Source organism: Sporolactobacillus shoreicorticis (genome assembly GCF_024125445.1).
Taxonomy (GTDB): domain Bacteria; phylum Bacillota; class Bacilli; order Bacillales; family Sporolactobacillaceae; genus Sporolactobacillus; species Sporolactobacillus shoreicorticis.
In genome coordinates, this window is record NZ_JAMXWM010000015.1 from 77,556 (window position 1) to 100,039 (window position 22,484).

Annotated in this window: 22 protein-coding genes, 1 tRNA gene and 1 riboswitch; of the genes, 7 read left to right on the forward strand and 16 right to left on the reverse strand. The window is 43.0% G+C overall.

Going from position 1 to position 22,484, the window contains the following annotated elements; all coding sequences use genetic code 11:
• The first annotated feature begins 27 nt into the window (after nucleotides 1–27).
• Entirely contained in the window at nucleotides 28–309 is a 282-nt protein-coding gene (locus NIE88_RS13160) for a hypothetical protein (RefSeq protein WP_253062735.1), read from the forward strand.
• Here NIE88_RS13160 and NIE88_RS13165 read toward each other — a convergent pair.
• Nucleotides 299–793 (reverse strand): NUDIX hydrolase, encoded by a 495-nt coding sequence (locus NIE88_RS13165; protein WP_253062737.1) that lies wholly within the window; start codon nucleotides 791–793, stop codon nucleotides 299–301. The genes NIE88_RS13160 and NIE88_RS13165 overlap by 11 nt on opposite strands.
• A 219-nt stretch (nucleotides 794–1,012) precedes the next feature.
• On the opposite strand from NIE88_RS13165, the gene NIE88_RS13170 reads away from it, so the two are divergent.
• From NIE88_RS13170 to NIE88_RS13180, 3 genes are all read left to right on the forward strand, one after another.
• Nucleotides 1,013–1,288 carry a YdbC family protein gene (locus tag NIE88_RS13170; RefSeq protein WP_253062739.1) on the forward strand — a complete coding sequence of 92 codons (276 nt, stop codon included), beginning with the start codon at nucleotides 1,013–1,015 and terminating at the stop codon, nucleotides 1,286–1,288.
• 265 nt (nucleotides 1,289–1,553) lie between these two features.
• On the forward strand, nucleotides 1,554–2,468 hold the full coding sequence (locus tag NIE88_RS13175) for a 1,4-dihydroxy-2-naphthoate polyprenyltransferase (RefSeq protein WP_253062741.1): 915 nt from the start codon (nucleotides 1,554–1,556) through the stop codon (nucleotides 2,466–2,468).
• A gap of 100 nt (nucleotides 2,469–2,568) precedes the next feature.
• Nucleotides 2,569–2,696: riboswitch (FMN riboswitch) on the forward strand.
• A gap of 202 nt (nucleotides 2,697–2,898) precedes the next feature.
• Nucleotides 2,899–3,501, forward strand: a complete 603-nt coding sequence (locus NIE88_RS13180) for an ECF transporter S component (RefSeq protein WP_253062743.1) — start codon at nucleotides 2,899–2,901, stop codon at nucleotides 3,499–3,501.
• A gap of 79 nt (nucleotides 3,502–3,580) precedes the next feature.
• Here NIE88_RS13180 and NIE88_RS13185 read toward each other — a convergent pair whose 3' ends face one another.
• Nucleotides 3,581–3,676, reverse strand: a complete 96-nt coding sequence (locus NIE88_RS13185; RefSeq protein ID WP_093673370.1) for a YjcZ family sporulation protein — start codon at nucleotides 3,674–3,676, stop codon at nucleotides 3,581–3,583.
• Nucleotides 3,677–3,773: 97 nt separating this feature from the next.
• Complete coding sequence (locus NIE88_RS13190) at nucleotides 3,774–4,286, reverse strand: acyl-CoA thioesterase (RefSeq protein ID WP_253062745.1); 513 nt, start codon at nucleotides 4,284–4,286, stop codon at nucleotides 3,774–3,776.
• A gap of 446 nt (nucleotides 4,287–4,732) precedes the next feature.
• Here NIE88_RS13190 and NIE88_RS13195 point away from each other — a divergent pair, with 446 nt between their 5' ends.
• On the forward strand, nucleotides 4,733–5,707 hold the full coding sequence (locus tag NIE88_RS13195) for a 3D domain-containing protein (RefSeq protein WP_253062747.1): 975 nt from the start codon (nucleotides 4,733–4,735) through the stop codon (nucleotides 5,705–5,707).
• Between the two features lie 235 nt (nucleotides 5,708–5,942).
• Here NIE88_RS13195 and NIE88_RS13200 read toward each other — a convergent pair whose 3' ends face one another.
• The 3 genes from NIE88_RS13200 to lplA all read right to left on the reverse strand — a co-directional run bounded on the left by NIE88_RS13200 (nucleotide 5,943) and on the right by lplA (nucleotide 9,534).
• Nucleotides 5,943–7,046: a D-alanine--D-alanine ligase gene (locus NIE88_RS13200; protein WP_253062749.1), complete on the reverse strand. Its 1,104-nt coding sequence runs from the start codon at nucleotides 7,044–7,046 to the stop codon at nucleotides 5,943–5,945.
• Between the two features lie 134 nt (nucleotides 7,047–7,180).
• Entirely contained in the window at nucleotides 7,181–8,446 is a 1,266-nt protein-coding gene (locus tag NIE88_RS13205) for a M48 family metallopeptidase (protein WP_253062751.1), read from the reverse strand.
• Between the two features lie 98 nt (nucleotides 8,447–8,544).
• Nucleotides 8,545–9,534, reverse strand: a complete 990-nt coding sequence (gene lplA, locus NIE88_RS13210; protein ID WP_253062753.1) for a lipoate--protein ligase — start codon at nucleotides 9,532–9,534, stop codon at nucleotides 8,545–8,547.
• A 203-nt stretch (nucleotides 9,535–9,737) separates the two neighbouring features.
• Between lplA and NIE88_RS13215 the strand changes: the two genes are divergently transcribed.
• Entirely contained in the window at nucleotides 9,738–10,388 is a 651-nt protein-coding gene (locus tag NIE88_RS13215) for a histidine phosphatase family protein (RefSeq protein ID WP_253062755.1), read from the forward strand.
• Nucleotides 10,389–10,436: 48 nt separating this feature from the next.
• Here NIE88_RS13215 and NIE88_RS13220 read toward each other — a convergent pair whose 3' ends face one another.
• The 5 genes from NIE88_RS13220 to NIE88_RS13240 all read right to left on the reverse strand — a co-directional run bounded on the left by NIE88_RS13220 (nucleotide 10,437) and on the right by NIE88_RS13240 (nucleotide 19,139).
• Nucleotides 10,437–13,322, reverse strand: a complete 2,886-nt coding sequence (locus NIE88_RS13220; protein WP_253062757.1) for a YhgE/Pip domain-containing protein — start codon at nucleotides 13,320–13,322, stop codon at nucleotides 10,437–10,439.
• Between the two features lie 112 nt (nucleotides 13,323–13,434).
• Nucleotides 13,435–14,007 carry a TetR/AcrR family transcriptional regulator gene (locus NIE88_RS13225; RefSeq protein WP_253062759.1) on the reverse strand — a complete coding sequence of 191 codons (573 nt, stop codon included), beginning with the start codon at nucleotides 14,005–14,007 and terminating at the stop codon, nucleotides 13,435–13,437.
• A 97-nt stretch (nucleotides 14,008–14,104) separates the two neighbouring features.
• On the reverse strand, nucleotides 14,105–15,061 hold the full coding sequence (gene hemH / locus NIE88_RS13230; protein WP_253062760.1) for a ferrochelatase: 957 nt from the start codon (nucleotides 15,059–15,061) through the stop codon (nucleotides 14,105–14,107).
• Between the two features lie 267 nt (nucleotides 15,062–15,328).
• A complete protein-coding gene (locus tag NIE88_RS13235) occupies nucleotides 15,329–17,479 on the reverse strand; it encodes a transglycosylase domain-containing protein (RefSeq protein WP_253062761.1) in 2,151 nt (716 codons plus the stop codon).
• A 238-nt stretch (nucleotides 17,480–17,717) separates the two neighbouring features.
• Nucleotides 17,718–19,139 (reverse strand): amino acid permease, encoded by a 1,422-nt coding sequence (locus NIE88_RS13240; RefSeq protein WP_309247039.1) that lies wholly within the window; start codon nucleotides 19,137–19,139, stop codon nucleotides 17,718–17,720.
• Nucleotides 19,140–19,442: 303 nt separating this feature from the next.
• Between NIE88_RS13240 and NIE88_RS13245 the strand changes: the two genes are divergently transcribed.
• A tRNA-Ala gene (locus NIE88_RS13245) sits at nucleotides 19,443–19,515 on the forward strand.
• Nucleotides 19,516–19,755: 240 nt separating this feature from the next.
• On the opposite strand, the gene NIE88_RS13250 is transcribed toward NIE88_RS13245, so the two are convergent.
• The 5 genes from NIE88_RS13250 to NIE88_RS13270 form a co-directional block, all read right to left on the reverse strand.
• Nucleotides 19,756–19,944, reverse strand: a complete 189-nt coding sequence (locus NIE88_RS13250; protein WP_253062762.1) for a DUF4368 domain-containing protein — start codon at nucleotides 19,942–19,944, stop codon at nucleotides 19,756–19,758.
• Between the two features lie 64 nt (nucleotides 19,945–20,008).
• Nucleotides 20,009–20,317, reverse strand: coding sequence for a hypothetical protein (locus NIE88_RS13255; RefSeq protein ID WP_253062763.1), 309 nt, complete (start codon nucleotides 20,315–20,317; stop codon nucleotides 20,009–20,011).
• Between the two features lie 127 nt (nucleotides 20,318–20,444).
• The gene (locus NIE88_RS13260; RefSeq protein ID WP_253062764.1) at nucleotides 20,445–20,861 is read right to left on the reverse strand and encodes a flavodoxin domain-containing protein; all 417 of its coding nucleotides are present in this window, start codon (nucleotides 20,859–20,861) and stop codon (nucleotides 20,445–20,447) included.
• Between the two features lie 22 nt (nucleotides 20,862–20,883).
• Nucleotides 20,884–21,252, reverse strand: a complete 369-nt coding sequence (locus NIE88_RS13265) for a hypothetical protein (RefSeq protein ID WP_253062765.1) — start codon at nucleotides 21,250–21,252, stop codon at nucleotides 20,884–20,886.
• Nucleotides 21,249–21,884, reverse strand: coding sequence for a TetR/AcrR family transcriptional regulator (locus NIE88_RS13270; protein WP_253062767.1), 636 nt, complete (start codon nucleotides 21,882–21,884; stop codon nucleotides 21,249–21,251). The genes NIE88_RS13265 and NIE88_RS13270 overlap by 4 nt, the downstream gene beginning before the upstream one ends.
• Between the last annotated feature and the right edge of the window lie 600 nt (nucleotides 21,885–22,484).

Here is a 22,484-nt window from a genome sequence, read left to right on the forward strand (position 1 = left end):
AACTCGAATAAAGGTTGATGTCGTCCTATGAATCGTTTGACCGTACTGGGCATACTACTGATTGTCTGTGGATCTTTGTTTTTTTTCTGTAGAAAAAAATTATTATTGCCGCGCAGCATGCAGCATCGAATTAAAAAACCGCATCGTTTTATTCTGACCATCAGTATCATGCTTCTGCTCGCCGGTATTTATTCTGTTTTAGCGCCTGTCCTGACCGTTATGATGGGCGCCGATTACTGGATTCTTTACTATGCAGGACTTCTTGGCTGTATTATGCTTCTGATCCTGTTTCTGCTTCCTAAATCGTGACAGACTCCGGTAACGGTCGAATTTCGTATTTTTCAATGACGTCTCCATTAAATGTACAGTGGTAGTCTGCAGGATCGCAGCCTTCCACATCAAACACGCGTCTCATAAAAAGACGGACAGTTGGGACTGTCCCGAAATTGTTTTCCGCCAAAATCCAAGAGACCTCTTTCATTGCAAGAATTCCTTCACGGGTTGCACGCGGCAGATCGCTCAATTCATCAGGCGACACATTGGCAATGAACACATACATTCCTTTCGCGGGCTCAGTGTCCAGATTCCAGGTGACAATTCCGCGAAAAATCGGTGAGGCTAATTTTATACCTGTCTCCTCCCACACTTCACGTATGGCACAGGCCTTTGGGGACTCCCCCGGTTCCAATTTCCCGCCAACACCATTCCATGCGCCTTGCCAAGGTGCCTTTTGACGATTAATCATCAGTACCTTCCCTTTATACCTCAAGAAGGCTAATGTATACTTTAACATTTACAGATCTCCCCCCATCGAGAACTTTTCTTTTCTATCAGCCTACCTTTACACCGATGATTTGTTAATATTCTTATAGTATACCAAACATGTGATCAAATGATGAACAGCATCATTTCAACAAAGGATTATCTGACAAAAACAATTGACAGAACACTTGTTTGCTTATAAACTATTATCAGAACATTTGTTCAAAATAAAATGTAGAGGTGACATCGTATGGCAGATTCAAATTCAGAAGTAACCTTCAACATCATCGAGCACTTTGGCGTTCTTGCTACGGAAAACAGCGGTTGGACAAAGGAATTCAACTATGTCAGTTGGAATTCCCGAGAAGCAAAGTATGATATTCGCAGTTGGGCTCCCGATAAGACAAAAATGGGACGAGGCATTACGCTGACCGGCATTGAATGTGACAACCTTAAAGGCTTGCTGAATAAACATGGTTCTCAATTCACAAATCTTTCCGAAACAAGTCAAACTGCACAATCGTAATATATAAATTTTCCTCAGTTTTTCATGCAAATTTTCCTCTTTGTCTTTCTTAACTCACCCATCTTCAGCGTATTTGTGTATTCCTTAATTTTGAACCTTTTTCCAGGTCCATCGTGTTGACACCAACCGCTTTATTCCATAAACTGAAAAAGAAAATAGTGTCGAATTGGTGACAATTTTAGAAAAGCTCGTCCTTTCAATCTATGAAACTAAGGAATGAGTTCAAAACAGGAACACATAAGATCTTGTAGTGGGAGAGATAACGATGGGGGAATTAGCACCCGAAAGAAATACCGGATTTAAAAAATGGTGGTCTATGCTTCGGCCGCACACATTATCTGCTTCTTTTGTCCCGGTTGCATTGGGAACCGCACTCGTACTTCCGGTGAAGACTCCAGATTTAGCTATGTTTGTTGCAATGCTGGTCGCTTCGATGCTGATCCAGATTGCAACCAATTTATTTAATGAGTATTTTGATTACAAACGAGGTCTGGACAGCGAGGAATCAGTCGGGATCGGCGGAAGTATTGTCCGTGACGGATTTCATCCGAAGACCATCCTTCGACTGGCTTTCACGCTGTGCGGCGTTGCCATGTTGATTGGCATTTTTATCTGTGCAAACAGCAGCTGGTGGATTGCTTTGGCCGGTTCATTGTGCATTCTCACGGGCTATCTTTACTCCGGCGGTCCTTATCCGATTGCTTATACACCTTTCGGCGAGTTAATTTCCGGTCTGTTTATGGGCGTATTCATCATTTGGATCTCCTTCTTTATCCAGACGGAAACGTTGACTTTGAATTGCGTACTGATCTCGATACCGATCGGCATATTGGTTGGCGGTATTAATATGGCAAATAATATACGTGATCTTTCCGGGGATCAGCAGAAAGGCAGACGAACACTGCCGATCTTGCTCGGCCGGCCCAGAGCAATTACATTGCTTGCGGGTCTATTCACCTTTTCTTATATCTGGATCTTCGGATTAATGATCCTAGGAGTTGAATCAGCCTGGATGCTACTCGTATTCGCCAGCCTTCCAAAGGCAATTCAAGCGACCAAACTGTTTCGCAGGAAAACGAAAGCCATTCAGATGATGCCGGCAATGAAGGCAACGGCGCAGCTTCAAACCTTATTCGGTATCCTTTTGTCTCTTGGACTCGTGCTTGATTACTTTATTTGAAAAATTCGAGATCATCTGATTTGCACCCGGATAAAAAATGAAGCCGATTCTATTGCTGTACCGATTAAATTATTGTATAATACACTTGCAGTTAAATAAAATGTTCCTTCAGGGCAGGGTGTAATTCCCGACCGGCGGTATTGGCAACAAGTCAGAGTCCGCGAGCCGAAAGGCAGATCCGGTGAGAAACCGGGACCGACAGTAGAGTCTGGATGAAAGAAGGATGATGCGACAGTGTTTTCGTGTTTTTCGCATTGTATTCGTTGCGCTTTGCGCATCGATTTTGTTGAGCCCAAAGGAATATTCCTTTGGGCTTTTTAATGCGTCCAGAACAGGAAAATCCTGAAGATGTCCGGTTTTTATCGCTAACCGGATTTGTTCTGAGAATACTGCGCATGATCCCCAATACTACATTTATGGGGGTAATTACATGAACACATCTTTGAAAAAGTTGGTACTGATTTCATTACTGTCCGCACTTGGTTTTCTGATTATGCTGATCGCTTTTCCAATCCCGTTATTTCCGGTATTTTTAACCATGGACTTCAGTGATCTTCCCGCATTGATCGGTGCACTTATTCTTGGGCCAGGGGCAGGCATTGCTATTGAGGCGCTCAAAAATATTCTGCATGTCTTGCTGACCGGATCGCTTACTGTTGTTCCGGTTGGTGAATTTGCCAATTTTACTGCCGGATCACTTTTCATTTTAGTCACATGGGCATTCTATCGTCGTAAATCAACATTTGGGTCACTTCTGCTTGGTATGCTGTCGGCAACCGTGATCATGACTGCAATTATGTCCGTTCTAAACTATTATTTGATCTTTCCGGGATATGCGCTGTTTCTCGGGTTCAGCATCGACGCGACTGTTGGCATGGCGCAATCCGCAAACCGGAGCATACACAGCCTGCTCACTCTGATTGTTTACGGAGTCATGCCGTTTAATCTACTTAAGGGTGCTATGCTCACGTTAATTATGATTCCGATCAGCCAGCGGCTAAAGAAATTTATACAAAAACGTATCGCAGCATAACTATAGAGAAACAGAATACCCGTGGAACTGGTTTCCACGGGTATTCTGTTTCTCCAATGTGCTCTTTTACTTCGAATCATTAATAAACGTAGGCTGTACCTACAATGATCAACAAAATGAACAGAACAACGATTAACGCAAAGCTGCCGCTATATCCACCGCTTGGTGCACCCATATCGTCACTCGCCCCTTCACATATATTATTGAGCACGTGTCCTTACTCAACACTACATGTTATGCTTAGGGCGCAAATTGGTGTGGACACAAGACAGTTATTCCCAAGGCCTCTTCAGTGTCAGCTCTGCGGTAAATTTTTTCGTTTGCTGCCTGCGCTTTTTTCGGTTCAGATAACGGCCTTCCGCACTTTCAAAAAGGAGCTGCTCCTCTTCACTCTCTGGTATTACTTTAGGAACTGCAGTCGGCTTTCCATGATCGTCAAGTGCTACAAAGGTCAAAAAACACGTCGTACATAATTGACGGGCGCCGCTTCTAAGATTTTCATCAATTATTTTGACGAATACTTCCATGGATGTATTGTGACTCCAAGTTACGAGTGCCTCTAAGCAGACCGATGAACCGGTGTAGATCGGCCGCAGAAAATCCACCGAATCAATGGAAGCTGTAACGACTAGGCTACGTGAATGACGCGTTGCCGCAATCGCAGCAATATTGTCTACATACATCATAAGCTTCCCGCCGAAAAACGTCCCATGGTTGTTCGTATCATTGGGTAATACATGTACTGAGGTTACCGATAATGATTCTCTAGATTTCTTTGCTTGCATCGTTCTCCTCCATTTCACGACCATCGATAATAAGAATGACACCTCTGATCAGGACATATTCGACATGACGTGCACCTATCAGAGAAGTTGCCATTCTTATTTAAAACTACCTACTTCTAATACATCATAACTCTTCTCAGCTTTTTTTGCGTTCACTTATTCCGAAAGAAATACAAGGTTTCTGTCGCAAGGTCTGCGATGAATCATTGATTTGGACAAGATTCTTCTTTATTTCCAATTGATGCAAGGACATCGTTCCCTTTTTCACTAAAAAATAATAAATAAATTAGCGAAAAATGTATTGACAAAATGATTAATCACGTTCTCATGTTACATAACTGTAATGTGGCTAAAACACGCCTGAGACATTCAACGTCTAGAATAACCCTTGGATGTTAGCCATGGATTCAGGCCATGGCTTGATCACCTAAGGAGGTTTTCACTGAATGAATATCATTAAAAGGCTGACGGCAATGACGAGCTTAACGGTATGTCTCGGTGTGCTCACACCAACGACCATTGTTTTCGCCAAAACGAACAGTACAAATGATAATCACATCATGAAAAGTAATGATTCTGAGCAATCGCATGCCATTGGTTTTGCAGCAAACGCTTCGGGCAGTCAATCAGACAATCAGGAAATCAATATAATTTTCGGAAATAGTTTGCTTCAGCAGGGCGATTCCGGTCCGGAGGTTGCGAAGCTGCAAAATGAATTGCGGCAACTTGGCTATTATGGCGGAGAAGTCGACGGTGTTTTCGGTGAGCAGACCTACGATGCCGTTCATGCTCTAGAATCCGACCGTCAGGATTCAGAAAGCGGTATTGTCGGTTCAGACACCAAAACTGCTCTCTACACCATTTACCGGAACACGGATGAATCCAAACAAAATCAAAAAAAACTTGTTGAAATTAAAATTCAGGAAAAAAAGAATGCAAAAGAGCGTGCGCGAAAGGCAGCGGAAGAAAAAGCAAAAAAAATAGCTGAAGAAGCCGCTCGGCAAGCAGCAAAAGAAGATGCGAAGAAAGCTGCCGCAAAAAAAGCTGTTGCTGAACGGGCAAACGCAAGTGCAGAGAAAAGGCCGCAAGTGACGACTACTTCTTATAAACCGTCAAACTCGCAGCCGGCCGCGACCGCCTCAAAAGGTAAATCAATTACTGTTGAAGCAACGAGTTACTCGCTTGGCGGACATTCGGCTACAGGAATTGATTTCAGTAGCAATCCAAATGCTAAAGTGATTGCTGTTGATCCAAGTATCATCCCTCTCGGATCACGAGTCATCATTCCGGGTTATGGTGTCTATATCGCCGGAGACACAGGCGGCGCTATTAGGGGAAATCGGATTGATGTCCATTTTGCATCTCGTGATCAGGCACTTAATTTTGGACGCAGGACCATAACGATTACTGTTCTTCAATAAAATGAGGAAGCTCAAAAACTTGGCTGGTATGTTCAGCCAAGTTTTTTTATTCGCTGCTTTTGATACCTACGGCAGATATTCAATCGAAAGCCGTACAGCCCCCTTCACCATTGAGTCATCAGAATTCTCACGCATCGCCTGCTTCCGCCTGCCATAGGGAAGCTGCACCGAGTCTCAACTGATTGTTTATGATGCCAAAAACACCGGTGAGCTTTTTCACCATGGAGAAGGCATGCTATTTTTCAATTTGATAATGAATTTGCTGTTTTTCTTGATATTTTTCCAGCCCGAGGTCAACAAGTTTTTCAATTAATTGATGGTATGGGAGACCTGTGTGCTGCCAAAGCAGTGGAAACATGCTGAATTGCGTGAATCCGGGCATCGTATTGACTTCATTAACAATCACACGCTGATCCTTTTCGCGAATAAAGGCGTCGACACGTGCCAGCCCTGAAAGATTCAATGCGGCAAATGCACGTTTCGCCATCTCTTCAAGCTCCGCCTTCACTTTATCCGGCAAATCTGCGGGAATCACTAATGTGCTGTTTCCTTCGTGATATTTCGAATGATAGTCATAGAATGCTGCATTCTTCGTAATAATTTCACCAGGAACAGAAACAAGCAAATCATGATTGCCGATGATGCCAATCTCGACTTCGCGCCCGGTAATTCCCTCCTCAACAATAACCTTCGCATCATAAAGGAAAGCCTCCGTAATTGCTGCCGAAAGCTCGGTCTCGCTTACACATTTGCTGATCCCAACACTTGATCCTCCGTTCGCCGGCTTTGTAAAGCATGGATAGCCGATTGAATTTTTCACCTTAAGTATCATTTTCGGTGCATCATTCTCCCAATCAAATCGAGTAACAGATACATAATTCGGACCGGGAATATCGTGAGCACTGAGTACATCCTTCATCATCACTTTATCCATAGTGACGCTTGATCCTGAAACGCCGGAACCGATATAGGCCATGTTCAACAGTTCAAACATACCTTGGACGGTCCCATCCTCTCCATTTGGTCCATGAAGCAACGGAAAGACAATATCCGGACGTCCGGCTGCCACACCTGTAGGAGCCGACGGTGCGAGCCAATGTTCTACAGTTGATTCCGCAGCATCATTATCCTTAAGAAGTAATTGATTTTTGTACGCAATTTCCCCTTTGATTTCCTCACCGACAATCCATCTTCCATCTCGTTTAATGTAGACAGGGAGTACTCGATATTTTTTTTGATCCATCGCATTAATTACGGAGAAAGCCGTAAGCAATGAAATTTCGTGTTCTGTCGACTTTCCACCGTATAAAACTGCGACTGTCGTTTTCTCATTTTTCATTATAAATTCTCCAATTCTATAGCTGTGATGAAAACGCAGTAATCAATGTAAAGGTTACCATTCAACAGTTACTAAGTTTAGCATCATTCAATCAAAAGAAAAGCGCTTTCTATAATTTTTATTCGAGCGTACGGTTACTTATTGATTTTTACATGCTCTAAATAAATGATACGCTCAAGCATGGTTGGGTGATCATACTGAATCCATTTCACCAGTGCCGGAGGGTTCATTTCACTGAGACTTGATACAGACAGTTTCTGAAAGGAAGAAATAGCTGCTTTTTTATTCTGAGTCATTTCAATCGCATATTCATCTGCTTGATGTTCAAAATGACGAGAGACCATATTTTGAACCGGATCGCCCGCAAAGGACAGGAGCGACAAAATCAACAGCAGCATGGGCAATGCGGAAAGATCGCCAGGATGAACAATTTTCATTTTCGTCCCCCAGCGCACGCTTGCCCATAAATGCACCTTTGCAGCGATCCACAGCGTAATCAGCAAGCCGATCAGCGCCGCTGCTGTTCCCCAAATAATGTGATGCATGACATAATGCCCCATCTCATGCGCCATGATAAAAAGTACTTCAGCATGACTGAGCTGATGGACCGTCGTATCCCACAGCACAATACGCAGATGAGAGCCAATCCCATTAACATAGGCATTCATTGCATTGGTCTCATTCGACATATCCACCTCATAGACATTATGTGCCGGAATACCTGCCTTCGAGGCCATTTGAAGAATTTCCGACTTAAGTTCGCCGTCCTGAAGGCTCTGAAAATGATTATATAATGGATCAATAACTACGGGCTGTAAATACATGATAAATAAAATAAAGGGAATCGAAAGCAGCCATGCCGGAAACCACCAATTTTTCGGATAGCGGCGAATCAGGAAAAAGACTGCACTCATTGCGATAAAACCGATCAATGTTCCAATCGCGGTACTGATACCTTGATCCTTCAGCCAGTCTGAAAGCGGCTGAACAGAAATCCCGTAATGAAGCGAAAGCCGGTAGGAGGCAAATTCTACAGGCAGGAAAACCAATGCGGAAATAACTGCTAACCCGACGTAACAAAGGAACATCTGTACAATAAATAACGAGGAGAAACGCTCCGAACACTTTCTCAGCCACAATGAGAATCCGCCGATCAGGACAAACAGATAGACACCCCACTCCAGCGGTATGGAAGCAAAGGAAAGAAAATGCCGCCAAGCATTGAAGCTGCCGCTTTCCGCCAGCTGGCTCCTGTTCATGAACAAGGAGGGATCAGCCGCAGTCCCCCTCATATCCGCCGGTATACCTGACTTCGACCAGACAAAAAAATAAGCGGCCATCACAAGAAGATAAACGGTATATAAAGCGATAAACCATCCGATCACTTTTTTTCTCTTCAAGAAGGACCCTCCTCTTCTGCAATACTCACGATTATCCGTCTTTTAATCGGGACGGGCTACTATCAATTTAGTCCTGGCGAAGCTTGTTTAGAACACATTTAGAAAAGAGCTGCGAGCAATTCTTCTTTTCCCAATTTTCCGAAATAATGATGACAATCGATTGACGCCAATTTTTCAGAAAGGACAGGCCGATCATATTTTACCCCAATCAATAATTTTTCAAATTCGCGGACATCACCAGCACCGAAAAAGTCGCCGAAAACAGAGATTTGTTCAATTACGCCTTTTTTTACATTCATGCGAAAGTCCACACGCCCTCCTGGGAAGCGTTTTGCTTTACGCAGATTAAATTCAGGCGATTTCCCATAAACCCAGTCCCAATTGCGGTAGCGTCGTTTGGCAATATTGATAATATTTGTCCAGTCCTTGTCAGTCAGCCGGTACTTAGGTATGTGGTCTTCGCCTTCAAAAATATAGTGGAGCAGCTGTGCCTTAAATTGGTGAATATCCATATCTTTTACCAAATGCTCACGAATATTGGTCACTCGGCTGCGCACCGACTTAATTCCTTTTGATTCATATTTCGCCTTATCCGGACGCAGCGCCTGTGACACATGGCCTAAATCAACATCAAACAGTAGCGTTCCATGGCTGAAAATCCGCCCTTGAGTGACGAACTGAGCATTGCCCGAAATTTTTTTCCCGTCAACAGTGAGATCATTACGGCCCTCAAGTTTCGCATCGACACCCATATGATGCAGTGCACGAATCACAGGTTCCGTAAATTTCCTGTAGTTATTAAAACTGTCGCCATCGTCCTTGGCGATAAAACTGAAGCTTAAGTTGCCCGGATCATTGTACACGGCACCTCCACCGGACAAACGGCGGGTTACCGTAACCTCATTCTTTATAATATAATCCATATTAATTTCTTCCACTGTATTTTGATTGCGTCCAACGATGACTGTCGGAGCCATCCGATAGAACATTAAATAGGTTTCATCAATCGATAAATACTTTAGCGCATATTCCTCAAGGGCGAAATTAAGCGTTTGATCAAGCATATCGCGATTATTCAAGTAGATCATTTTCAATCTCCTCTCTCAGCTTTTTTAGGTTCTTTTTTTTCATCTTAATTCCCTTTGTGATTCACGTCTAGCAAGAGCATGTAAGCAGATACAAGTTCCTGCGCGTTACTTTACAAGAATGAGTGAATCAGGTAATCTAAAATAGATTGATTTTAATAGAATGATTAAAAAGCTTCGAAAGGATCAATAATGGGAGGATATGAATGAAAACCATTTATTTCGTGAGACATGGGCGGACGCTCTTTAATCAGCTTAGAAAAATGTCAGGCATTTCCGATACACCGCTGACGGATATCGGCGAGCAAAAGGCTGCTGATCTCGGTGAACTCTTTAAGTCACAGGGCATTTCTTTTGATGCTGTTTATACAAGCGACCTTGGGAGGACAAGACGGACATCCAGACTCATCCTCGATCACTCGTTAAATGCCGATCTTGTACCGACCGAAACAAAAAATCTGCGTGAAGTGAGCTTCGGCGAGTTCGAAGGCGACCAGAATGATATGGTGTGGAAAGCGGTCGGTAAGATATCGGGAAATTCGGCACTAAACGGCGACTCACCGGACGAACTAAAAATCAATTTGCTAGAAACACTGAAAAAAATGGATACAACCGGGCTGGCCGAAAGCTATGACGATGTGAAAGAGCGAATACGCGCCTTCCTCAGTGTGCTGGCGCACAGTGAAGAAGAGACATTCCTAGTAGTCAGCCATGGTCTTTATATCAGTTGTCTTATTTATATGTTGTCCGATGAGAAAATACATGTTTCTTCTATTGAAAATACAAGCGTAACAAAACTTTTCTTTGAAAACGGTGTGTTTAAAATCGCTTATATCGGTCGTACGGAAAATCTATGATTAAAAAAATGCCTTCAGGACGTAATCCTGAAGGCATTTTTGTTTCAGTTATTCAATTGGTGTTCCTTCATAATTATTTGCTTTTATTCTTTTATGCGTCACATGAAATTTAATCGAGAACGTCACTATACTTAAAATCAAACCAATGGCAACAAAAAGCCATAGGACGGATGTATTCTGAACCAGCATTTGATGCTGATTTCCGTCAATGATATTGCGGAAGCCATTGACACTGTAGGTCATCGGCAAGATATGCGACACAGACTGCAGCCATTTCGGTATCAGTTCAATCGCATACGCGCCTCCGCTTGTTACAAGCTGGAAAATTAGAATCACGATGGCGACAAAGCGTCCCTCATTGTTGAACGAACCAGCAAGCCATTGAATAAGGGCCATGTAACTCATACTCGTAAGTATACTGAAACCAATGAAAGCCAATGGATGATCGACCTGCAGCCCAAGTCCTTTCAAGACGACAACATCAATGAGCAGCGCTTGACCGATCGACATAAGCAACGTGATGAAGAACTTACTGAGTGCAATATTCCACCCGGAGGTTGCCAGTCCGGCCGGCTTGCCGAGATCGTAAATAATTGTCAGAAGCAACGCCCCAACATACAGGCCAAGAGAAATAAAGTACGGTGCAAACCCGGAACCGAACGTATCAACCGACTGATTCGAGCTGTCAATCGACGTCACCGGTTCCGCGAACTTCGTCGCATGAGCATTATTTGTCGGCGTCTTCGCAAGCTCCCCGTGCGCATCAGCAAGATTTGTGCCAAGCTTCGTATTGCCGGAATAAATTTGCTGCGCTCCATTTGAAAGCTGATTGATTCCATTGAACAGCTTCTGCTGACCTAATCCGGCACTCTTTAAGGCTGTTGCCAGTTTATTCGTACCGCTGCTCAACGTATTTGCACCATTGCTAAGCGTGTTTGCGCCATTGGCAAGTGAATGTGTGCCGTTAGCAAGCGTTGACGCTCCGTTGGCTAAAGTAGAAGCTCCACTGGAGAGTGTTGATGCGCCACTGGCTAGAGAGGACGCTCCGCCATTTAAAGTTGAAGCACCATTCGCCAAATCAGCAGCGCCGCCGGAAAGTGTTGATGCTCCATTAGCCAGAGAAGAAGCTCCGCCGTTTAATGCAGTTGAATTTTCATTTAATTTATTTAAACCATTGGACAATTGACCGGCACCATTTGAGAGTTGATTAATGCTCGACGCAATCAATGGAATTCCATTCTTCCCTGCCAATTGAGAAGTACCCTTGGCTAATTGCTGAGCCGCTCCGTTCAGCGTCAATCCGGTTGATGGATCTTTTTGATTTAACCCGGATACGATACCGCTTTTTATTTGGGAAGCGGTCTGGTTCGCAACGTTCGGAGCCACTTGTTGAGCCGTTTGTGCCGCCGTTGTGCTGATCGTTTGTTTTGTTCCATCAAGCAAAGAAGGATTGATTTGACTCGCCAGCGAGTCAGTATTGCTGTTAATTTGACCAGAAAGTGTTGAAGCTGTCGATTGTGCAGTTGCATCAATCAACTTAGATAGATCGTCAGCAGATATAGAACCTCCTGATTTTCCAATAATTTGCTTAATTATTTGAGTAAGAGCCGGATCATTTTTTAATTGATTTGCTAACTGATCTTTGGCTTGCTGCGTTGCCATTGATTGAGTAATTCCTTGTGTTACGCTTTTCGCAATATTGTCTGCTGATTCAACTGTTTTCTGTTTGAGTCCATTGTTTTCTGCGTTTTGAACGGCTTGTTCTCCAATTTGTTTGGCATCAATTGTCTTACTCGCACTTTGTCCAATTGCCTCCGGATCAATTGATGAACTGAGTTTTTGTTGCAGTTCACTGATCGATGAAGCAAATTTTTGCATTCCTGTATTCAGCTGATTCACTTGACGGACAAGGTTCTGATTCTGTATGCCACTGTTCAGTTGATTCAATCCACCAGACAGACCAGACGCTCCAGGAAGCAGTTGGTTGCCTACAGCGCCTGTATACTGATTGATTCCCTGATTAAGTGTATTGGCACCGTTGCTCAAACTTTTTGCGCCGCCGCTTAGCGTGTTGGCGCCATCGTGAAGACGGCCGGAGCCGTTGCTGAGCTCTGAAGCACCGCTTGCAAGTTTCCCAGCGCCGTTGCTCAATTGCGAGTTACCAGAAGCCAGTTGTTTGGCACCGTTATTGACTTTCGAAGTACCTGTTGCAAGCTGGGCGGCACCATCGCTCAACGCTGAAGCCCCATCCGCAAGTTTGTCGGCACCGCTTTGCAGTTGATCAGTCCCATTCATAAGAGACTTAAAGCCGTTCTTCAGCGTTTTCAATCCATTGACTTCTTTTTTGCTTCCCTTGGCGAGCTTATTCGATCCCTTCGCCGCGTCATCCAGTCCATCTGTCAACTTGTCGAGTTGCGTATACATGGATTTGGCGTAGGTTTTTGTAATTTCGTTTGATACACGCGTTTTCAACTGTTTTACACCAGCGTCCGCCATGCGCGATGCGATAAAGTTATAATCCGCATTAATTCGGTAATGCAGATTCGCAGGTTTAAGCTGATTATCCGTCAGAGTGGTCGCATTCTTTGAAAACGAAGCGGGAATGCGCACCGTCATGAAATAGTGGTTATTCTTAAATCCATTCTCCGCCTGCTTCGCACTGACAAACTTCCAGTCAAAGTCGTTATTCTTCTTCAGTTTTTTTACAAGATCCTCTCCGGCATTCAAATGCTTGCCTGAGATAACTGCGCCGTCATCTTGGTTGACCACAGCTACAGGAAGATTCCCCGTCTTCCCAAATGCGTCCCAGAATCCATAAAGGAACATGCCTGCATAGAGGAGCGGAACACACATGACCGCCAGCATCACAACAATGTTGTGCGGTTTAGCGGCAATTGCTTTCAGTTCCGCGACAATCAAGTGAATCACATTCATAAACTACCCACCTTCTTTAATTCTAGATTCCCAGTTTCCCATCTTTGCTTTTTCTCATTGACTAATTCAGTCATTTGGTCATTTATTGTCAAAAAAATAACAGCCGAAACCATTATTTTTTTAAACCGTGAACTAAATACAATTCAAACAAGTCGGCAATTTCCTGACTGGAGAGCGGACTGTGATGCATTTCCCAATCAAAAACCAGAGAAATATAAAGGCGAAGAATGACAAATGCGGTCACTTTAGGGTCGCATGCCTTAAGCTCCCCTTTGGCTGCCGCCTTGCTGATAAACTCCTCCATAAATCCGAGAATCGCATCTTCAATGTCGGCAAGTGCTTTTTCCGCCTGGGCAGTGCCAACTTCCCGAAATTCCTGAGTCAGCTTGATCGTCAATTGATGTTCTTTACGCAATTCGAGCATTGAGTAGAGCGCCCGATGAAGATTGACAAAAAAACTGTCTTCATCATGAATGGCATTGGTCGCGATTTTCTTAATTCGTTGAATAAATTGATTCATAATCTCATAGAACAATTCTTCTTTGTTCGTAAAAAAAGTATAAATCGTTCCCTTGCCGACATCGGCCAAGCGGGCAACCAGATCCATGGTCGTCGCTTTATATCCGAACGAAGCAAAGGTTTTTTCCGCCGCACGAATAACTTTTTCTTTTCGATCCACAGCCATAGTCATCACCATTTTCAAATTATGACCAAATGACCAAAATAGTCATTTTGTTTCAATAAGCATTTTATCACGAGTGAACGACTCTGACAAGAAGAAATCATCCTTTTGCTGTCAGAGACACATGAGAACGGCAGGCGGCCAATACCGCCGATGCCAGCGCTTCGATAAAGAGCGGATCGGTGTCAGGCATCTGCGGACGATGGTAGCTTGCGCCAAGGGATTCAACAAGTGCACGGCATTCTTGATCATTGTCGTAAAGTACCTCCAGATGTTCGGCAACAAACCCGATCGGACAGAAGATAAAATGTTTATAGCCTTCTTTTTTGTGGAGCAAGCGGATCTGATCGAGGACATCCGGGCCAAGCCACGGATCAGATGTTTTTCCCGCGCTCTGCCACGCCTGAGCATAGTTCTTTATCTTTGCGGCATCCACAATCGCTCTTGCTGTCTCCTTTATTTGTTGCGGGTATGGATCGCCATTTTTGAGTATTTTTTCCGGAAGGCTGTGTGCAGTAAAGAGAACAACGGTTTGATCACGTTCATTCTCCGAAATTTCTTTAAAAGCAGAAAGCACAGCTTGCCTCCAAAAATGAATAAATTGAGGTTCATGAAACCAACTCTTAATCGATGTAATGGTAATTCCGCCGAGTTCCTCCGCCTTCGCTTGAGCACGATCAATATAAGACTGAACACTAAAGCGAGAATAATGCGGTGCCAAAGCCAAAGAAACAGCCTCATCAATGCCGTCACTGCGCATCTGAGTCACTGCATCTTCGATAAACGGATGAATATATTTCAAACCAAGATATGTGTGAAATTCATTGTTCGTTTGCATTGCGTTTAATCGTTCAGCAAGTGCGTCGGCTTGCTCGCGCGTTAATCTCGCTAATGGGGAGGTCCCTCCAATGGCTCCATAGCGACGAGCAAGGTTTTCTATTTGCTCGTCACTCGGTTTTCTCCCGTGCCGAATCGCTGTGTAATAAGGAATGATATCTTCTTTTTGATACGGTGTGCCATAAGCCATTACGAGCAAACCAATCTTTTTTCTACTCATTTGTATACAGAACCCTTCATTATCTTTTACTGATCTGAAATCAATAAATCACAGACATTGATACTTCGACGAACACATTATTTACACATGCTCTATTTTATATCTTTTGATGATAAATGACGAGAAATCCGCAACGTATCGGAGTCAGATTAAGCTTTTGTATCTTTGAATTCATTCGAAATCAAAACGTTTAAATAGATAAAAAAACGGCAAAAGAGAATTTATTTTCTCCATACCGTTTTTATTTGTGTTCTTTTACAACTCTTGTCAAATCTTGGAGAACCAGTTAAGTTCAACCGAAGGAGATGCCGTTCCTGTTTTTCCTGTCTGTGAATTATAAGGAACAACATAGTAATTCTCTTTGCTCATTGGATTGACAAAGTCAATTCGATATGTGTTTTTCCCTTTAACTTCCCCTTTTAATGTCTTCTTTCCATCCACTTCAACATAAATACGATAAATCATTCGTTTATCGGAGCTTCCGTTCCAGCTAAGCTGGAGGGCAGGAAGCGCGTACTTGCCAAGAACACCTTTCGCGCTTAACTGAGTCACTGCTGTCAAACGTATGGGATGATCCAAGTCCGTCACATTTTCAGGCTTTTCAAAGGCCAGTTTGCGTTCCTTAGGCATGCTGTTGATCACCGATTGATACAATCTGACCGCGTCATTACTTGAACCGGTCAGATATTGATCCTTAATCGTCTTGTCATATCCAATCCAGACAGCCCCCACCACGTCGGGCGTATAGCCGACAAACCATAGATCACGCAATCCGTTTTTCGTGTACGCCGTTGATCCTGTTTTTCCGGCAATCTCGGCCTGGCTGTACCCCGCCCGGCCTGTCCCGTTTTTCATAACCGATTGAAGCATGCGAGTCATATACCAAGCCGTTTGTTCTGAGAAAATTTTCTTGGTTGTCGGTTTTGCCCCACCTATTTTTTTCCCCTGATGATCGTAAATTGCCTGAATAAAATAGGGCTCGGATTGGCTGCCTCCATTATCAAAAGCTGTATATGCAGAAGCCATTTGCAGAGGCGAAACGCCTTTGGACAAGCCGCCGAGCGCGATTGCCAAACCGTTATCCGAAAGGTTGATTCCCATCTTCGACAAATAAGACTTGCTTTTTGAAATGCCGATTTGGTTGAGAAGCCAAACCGCAGGCGCATTTTGTGAAACGGTAATGGCGTCATACATCGTCATTTCACCACTATAGCGGCCGCTGTAATTTGTCGGCTGATACTTGCCATAAGCAACTTTCTTATCTTGAAGCATTGAGTAGGGCTGATACTTGCCCGAATCCAGTGCGGGTCCATAGACTGCCAAGGGCTTAAAGGCCGATCCCGGCTGTCGCTTGACATTGACTCGGTTGTAGCTGCCGCGAACATAATTTCGACCGCCCTGTACCGCAAGTACGCCACCGTTTTTATTCATCAGGATGAAGGAGCCCTGCGGCGTTTGATTTGGGTTGCTGCCTTGAAAATAAATGTTGTTCTTAAATGCATTATAGGAGGAGGATTGTGCCTCCCGACTCATCGGTACGACTATTTTATAACCGCCGCGGATCAAGTCATCGACTCCAATGTGATATTTTTTTGCTGCCTCTTCTTTAACCAGATCCATATATGAATCAAATTCAGGATGCGTTTGAATCTTATGCACATTAAGTCCCAGGGTTTTGCCTTTCAGCCGCACCGATTGTTCCGCAGTTAAATAACCGTTTTTCTCAAGTAAAGAGAGGACCAGATTACGCCGTAGCAATGCTTTCTTCGGATGCAGAATTGGTGAATAGCCGTTCGGTCCCTTTGGCAGTGCTGCGAGAAGTGCGGCTTCTTCTTCAGTCAACTGGCCGACATCCTTGTTAAAGAAAAATTCGGACGCCATTTGAATGCCGTAAATTCCGTGACCAAAATAAACTTGATTTAAGTACATTTCCAAGATTTGTTTCTTGCTGTATTTTCGTTCAAGACTGACCGCAATTGCCGCCTCTTTGAATTTTCGAAACCATGTCTTTTCATTAGAAAGGTAAGCATTTCTTGCCAGCTGCTGCGTAATCGTACTTGCCCCTTCTGCTTTATCCCCTGCCATAATATCTGTCACCAATGCGCGCATGATGCCGCGAAGGTCAATACCTGAATGCTTATAAAAACGCAGATCTTCCGTCACAATAAACGCATTCTGCACTTGTTTCGGAACCTTTTTTAATGCAACGGGATCGCGATTTTCTGCATAAAGCCGCGAAAGTTCATGTCCTTGCTCGTCAACCACTACCGATGTCCTGCTCATCACCAATTTTTCATCATCTGTATAATGATTGCCGAGCAGAAGGACGAAAAAATAAAAGAGAAGCCCGACGATCGCCGCACCTATTATAAAATAAGCTGCTTGGAACAGGCGCGTGTACAGTTTTTCCCTGCTCATTCGTCTTCCCACCTTTCAAACAACCGTTTAACTCGATATTATGTAGTCTTTACAATATCTCATTACACATTAGCAAAAAATACAAATAACCGATCATTTTACAAAAATTTTTGACAGGATCACGCATTTTTTATTACCACCTCATCTTATTAAAAGAAGTGAAAAAAATCCCCGCACACATTAAAACATGTACGGAGATTGGAAAAAATCATGATTGATTAAAAGTCTCACTGCAAGTTTACACGCTTTTACTCGATTCCGCAGGTTCGCCATTTCGAAGCGTGCTGTGGTGATAGCTGTAAGCAAAATAAACAATCAGCCCGAGCACAAACCAAACGACAAATCGGATCCATGTTGCCGGCTGCAATCCTGATATGAGATAAGCACAGGAAAGAATACCAAGAATAGGGGTAACCGGGAAAAACGGAGCCTTAAAGGAACGTTTCAGATCCTTGCGTTTATAACGAAGAACAATCGTTCCAGCGCAGACAATAATAAAAGCGATTAACGTACCGATGCTCACCAGTTCCGACACGATGCTGATCGGGAAAAAACCGGCAGTCAGGGCGCAGACTGTGGCAACAATGGTCGTTGATACTGCGGGCGTCTGATGCTTTTTACTTACCCCGCCAAGAACTTTGGGAATAAGACCGTCTCTTGCCATCGCAAAGAAAATTCGAGATTGGCCATACATTAGAACCAGACATACGGAAGTAATACCGCAAATCGCGCCAACAGAAATGAGTGCTGCTCCCCAATGAATACCGATTAAATCAAGAGCGTATGCAACCGGAGCATTGTGGCCGGCCGCAGTCTTATAAGCCGTATATTTAACGATTCCGGTTAGAATGGCAGATACAGCGATATAGAGTGCCGTACAAATCAAAAGCGAGTAAATAATTCCTTTAGGCATGTTTTTCTGAGGATCACGTGTCTCTTCAGCGGCAGTCGACACCGCATCAAAACCAATGTACGAGAAGAACACGACAGCCGCACCGGAAATCACACCATTAAAGCCGTAAGGCATGAACGGTGTCCAATTTTCCGGTTTGACATGCCATACAGCCAGCACAATAAATAGCAAAACGACAGCCACTTTTATAATGACAATAACACTATTCACACCTGATGTATTTTGTACACCGCTTATCAGCAGCCAAGCAATCAAGGCAATGACAACCATCGCCGGTATGTTAATGACACCGCCCTCAAACGGCGAAGTGATAATCGCTTTCGGTAAATGAATGCCTATATTATTCAGTAAATTGACAACATAACCCGACCAGCCGATGGCGACAGTCGCAATACCAACAGCGTATTCAAGAATTAAATCCCAGCCGATAATCCAGCCCCAAATTTCCCCCAAACCCGCATAACCATACGTATACGCGCTGCCTGCGACCGGAATCATCGATGCAAATTCCGCATAACAGAGTGCGGCAAAGCAACAAGCGAGTCCAGCAAAAACAAATGAAAGAACAAGTGCGGGACCGCTCAGGTCGGCAGCAGCAACACCGGTCAAGACAAAAATGCCGGTGCCGATAATGCACCCAATGCCGAGCAGAGTCAGATCTCTGGCGCCTAATGTTTTCTTCAATCCCTGCTTTCCCTTTGTTTCGGCCACCAAGTTGGCAATTGGCTTCGTTTTAAAAATACTCACAACCAACGTCTCCTTATTTTGAATTAAAAAAAATTTCATAGACAATTATAACTCTAATGTCAGGAAATGTGACGTGAAAAATAAATATTTTATTAAAAAATTTAAACATTTTATTGACATAAGATTTTCAATTTGGTAATATTTTAAAATTTCGTTTATTTTTTGACATAATCTTTTTAAAATCAAGAATAGGTGTTAAAATAAAAGTTTTCAAAATAAGTGATCCCCTTATATCAAAATTTTTTATAAATAGGGTTGACCAATCATTTCCCTGGCAGTATAATCGTTGTCGTGATCATTTATGGGGCATTAGCTCAGCTGGGAGAGCGTTGCCTTCGCATGGCAGAGGTCAGGGGTTCGATCCCCCTATGCTCCATTAACCGCGCTGTGAAGTAAAAATTGCGCAGGTTCCAGTTCCATCCATAAACTCATTTTTATGTAGTTTTAGACCGCTTATCATGAGTTGTTTTGACAATTCAGGTAGGGGGTTTTTAGTATGTTAATTAGTATGGCACGTGGCACGGAAGGAAAAATCACATGATGAAAATTATAAAACCTCTCGTTTGGCCGTCCTTAGTAAAACAGTATTTGAACGAAGTATGGCGTAGCGTAAAAGCTATGCCATTTCTTCATGTATCGGGTTATTCAGTTCCGGCAGAATCCCTACTAAATCATTCAGGATAGTTGGTGTAAGCCCCGTTAAGTCTGTGTACTGTTTGCACTTGCGAATAAACCGTTCCACATCCTCGGTACGCTGTTCCTGTTCGTCCAACTCGCCTTGCCACTGTTCCAGCTTGCTTTCCAAGTCGGCCTGTTCCGTTTCGTAATCGTTGACAATTCTCCAAAACGAATATCATTTAATTTTCCGTTTACATTATCCTCATACATCCGCTTAAATAGCTTGGATAATTCAGTATACGCGGTTCAGCTTGTGCAATCTGTTTGTACTGTAGGGCGGTTTGCTTTTTGCGGTCAGCTGTATGTTTGGCGTTTATTTTGTCCCGGAATATATCCTCATGCGCCGTTACAAAGCTGGTGACATACTGCAAATGCCGGAGCACCATTTCTTCCAGAACAACAGCACAGATAAAATGCGTGGGGCAAGCTTCCTCACCCTTTTTTCTCAAAATGGAGCAAACAAAATGGTCTTGTCGTGCCCGCAGATTGATTTTAGCCATAAAGCGTTCCTCCATTTCGATTTTTAGGGTTCGTGAATCGAAATGGGAAGGGCGGAGAACGACAGCGGAACTGGACTTCGGGCCAAGTTGGCCCGAAGTTAATAGATATCGCTCCAAACTAATCGTTTCATAAACTGTTAATTATTGATTTTGCAAACTGCTCGGCTTTTTTTATATCATCAGAATTGGGACGGCCTGTACGCAAAATCATATAATGTCCGGGGCAATGATATTCTTTTTCTGACACATTAAGCCCTTGCGCTTGAAGATATTTTTTTGTCTTTTCATAGGCCGATTTAACTATGGCTGCGGTGCTAAATACTACAACCATTTTGATACTCGTTGGATTTAGGGTCGAGATATATTCTTTCAGTTCCGGGTCAATATCAAAAGCATATATGCCTGTTCCTAAAAATAATATATCGACTTCGCCTTGTAGCGGCTCATGGATTGACTTTGCGGATATCCCTACTTGTTTCGCAATAGCATTTGCAATTTTCTTTGTATTACCTGATTTTGAATAATAACGCACTTCAACATTCATAGAACGCCCTCTTTTCAGCTATCTATTTAACTACCAATGGTGCAAGCCTACCAATAATCGACTTTATGACAATGCAGCCAGCAACTACAAAAAGCGCAATTTTGGAGTCATAAAGGATGGGGATTTTCCATTTGAATAGTTGTGTTGCTGTTGTAAGTAATGCGATTGTCCCAAAGATGTACCCCAAAATGGTGAGCGGGTGAGCAGGTACATTGCTGATAAATTTGCCGATTGTTGGCATAATCATGCACATTGCAAATCCGATTACGCCCAAAGTAATAACAGCCGACCTCGGCCCATTAATGAATAATAGTTGCTTGCCAGATAGTCCTGCATAAACAATCAGGCTGGTTATAAACCACTCTGCTGCTAATATTCCAATTTCTTTCATTGTTTATCACTCCTTAAATAGATTTTATTGAATATCGTAATATGTCTTTCTAAAAAAGATAAAGCTTCTTCATATTTTTCGGGCTGATTGTCGTATTTTGATAACAGCAAATACAAAGGTGAATAAAACTGCAAGGCCATTACCATTGGATCAGCATCAACATAAACCCCATCATTTATTAAATTAGTGAACACGCCTGATATATAATCTAAGCCCTTGTCTATTATCAATTCCCTAAAAAACTTGCTTGTCTCCGAATTTCTATACTGTTCCATTGTCAACATTCTACGCAGTTGCGAGCCATACTCTGTTTTAAGATAGAACTGAAACATTGTAATGCTGATACGGAATAATTCCTCTCTTACATCATTTTCTCCTGAAAGAATATTGGCCCTGTTTTCAGAGGGAATAAAAGTAGAAACTTCCTCTTGATAACGACGCTCAATGTCTTTGAGAATTGAGTCAAAAATGTCTTGTTTTCCGCTATAATGTTTGTAAAGGGCGCTCTCCCGTATTCCGATTTCTTTTGCTATGTCACGGATACCAATTCCATCATAACCTCTTTCAGAAAACAATTTTAGTGCAACTGTCAAAATAACTTCCTTTGTATCCCGTGTTTCGTTTTTTGGCATAATAACCTCCATCAATAAATATGGTGATCGTTTGTTCACTTATCATTATAGTGAACAAACGATCACTTGTCAAGAAGGGAACCAAATTATATGCTTACCTGTTATTTATGAGCATTTCGAATCTCTCCGCTAACCAGACCAGCAAAGTCAAGCCTTTTTGAATCAAAAGTAATAAAACAAAATGAACAGGATAACCGAAGCCGCTATGATTTAGTGGCCTAAAGTGATAGCTTGATTTGTTGTCGGCTGGCTCACATTAGGCCGCTGTCCTTAATTTGCAGCCTTTGCATGGATACAAATAAGCATAATAAAACATGGCAACATTCCTCCTAATGCCGCCATGTTTTATAAAAGGGGCGCGACTAATTAAGTCTTCCATATACAGAGAACAGCGGCTATGAAGCCGCAAATTCTGTTCTCTTTTTAGTATAATATTTGCCCTCCAATCAGTAAATTCATTTAACTCTTCCTAACTTATTAGGACAGAAAAAGCAAAAAACAAGCGTATCGCTCATAGCAAACGATACACCTGTTTTAGACATTTTACTTGATAGTAGCCCATAAACAATATAGTTTTCTTATACTGTTTTATGACGGACT

Coding starts and splice junctions, on each gene's coding strand:
- NIE88_RS13160 (WP_253062735.1), top strand. CDS start 28: ATGAATCGTTTGACCGTACTGGGCATACTACTGATTGTCTGTGGATCT.
- NIE88_RS13165 (WP_253062737.1), bottom strand. CDS start 793: ATGTTAAAGTATACATTAGCCTTCTTGAGGTATAAAGGGAAGGTACTG.
- NIE88_RS13170 (WP_253062739.1), top strand. CDS start 1,013: ATGGCAGATTCAAATTCAGAAGTAACCTTCAACATCATCGAGCACTTT.
- NIE88_RS13175 (WP_253062741.1), top strand. CDS start 1,554: ATGGGGGAATTAGCACCCGAAAGAAATACCGGATTTAAAAAATGGTGG.
- NIE88_RS13180 (WP_253062743.1), top strand. CDS start 2,899: ATGAACACATCTTTGAAAAAGTTGGTACTGATTTCATTACTGTCCGCA.
- NIE88_RS13185 (WP_093673370.1), bottom strand. CDS start 3,676: ATGGGTGCACCAAGCGGTGGATATAGCGGCAGCTTTGCGTTAATCGTT.
- NIE88_RS13190 (WP_253062745.1), bottom strand. CDS start 4,286: ATGCAAGCAAAGAAATCTAGAGAATCATTATCGGTAACCTCAGTACAT.
- NIE88_RS13195 (WP_253062747.1), top strand. CDS start 4,733: ATGAATATCATTAAAAGGCTGACGGCAATGACGAGCTTAACGGTATGT.
- NIE88_RS13200 (WP_253062749.1), bottom strand. CDS start 7,046: ATGAAAAATGAGAAAACGACAGTCGCAGTTTTATACGGTGGAAAGTCG.
- lplA (WP_253062753.1), bottom strand. CDS start 9,534: ATGATCTACTTGAATAATCGCGATATGCTTGATCAAACGCTTAATTTC.
- NIE88_RS13215 (WP_253062755.1), top strand. CDS start 9,738: ATGAAAACCATTTATTTCGTGAGACATGGGCGGACGCTCTTTAATCAG.
- NIE88_RS13220 (WP_253062757.1), bottom strand. CDS start 13,322: ATGAATGTGATTCACTTGATTGTCGCGGAACTGAAAGCAATTGCCGCT.
- NIE88_RS13225 (WP_253062759.1), bottom strand. CDS start 14,007: ATGGCTGTGGATCGAAAAGAAAAAGTTATTCGTGCGGCGGAAAAAACC.
- hemH (WP_253062760.1), bottom strand. CDS start 15,061: ATGAGTAGAAAAAAGATTGGTTTGCTCGTAATGGCTTATGGCACACCG.
- NIE88_RS13235 (WP_253062761.1), bottom strand. CDS start 17,479: ATGAGCAGGGAAAAACTGTACACGCGCCTGTTCCAAGCAGCTTATTTT.
- NIE88_RS13255 (WP_253062763.1), bottom strand. CDS start 20,317: ATGGCTAAAATCAATCTGCGGGCACGACAAGACCATTTTGTTTGCTCC.
- NIE88_RS13260 (WP_253062764.1), bottom strand. CDS start 20,861: ATGAATGTTGAAGTGCGTTATTATTCAAAATCAGGTAATACAAAGAAA.
- NIE88_RS13265 (WP_253062765.1), bottom strand. CDS start 21,252: ATGAAAGAAATTGGAATATTAGCAGCAGAGTGGTTTATAACCAGCCTG.
- NIE88_RS13270 (WP_253062767.1), bottom strand. CDS start 21,884: ATGCCAAAAAACGAAACACGGGATACAAAGGAAGTTATTTTGACAGTT.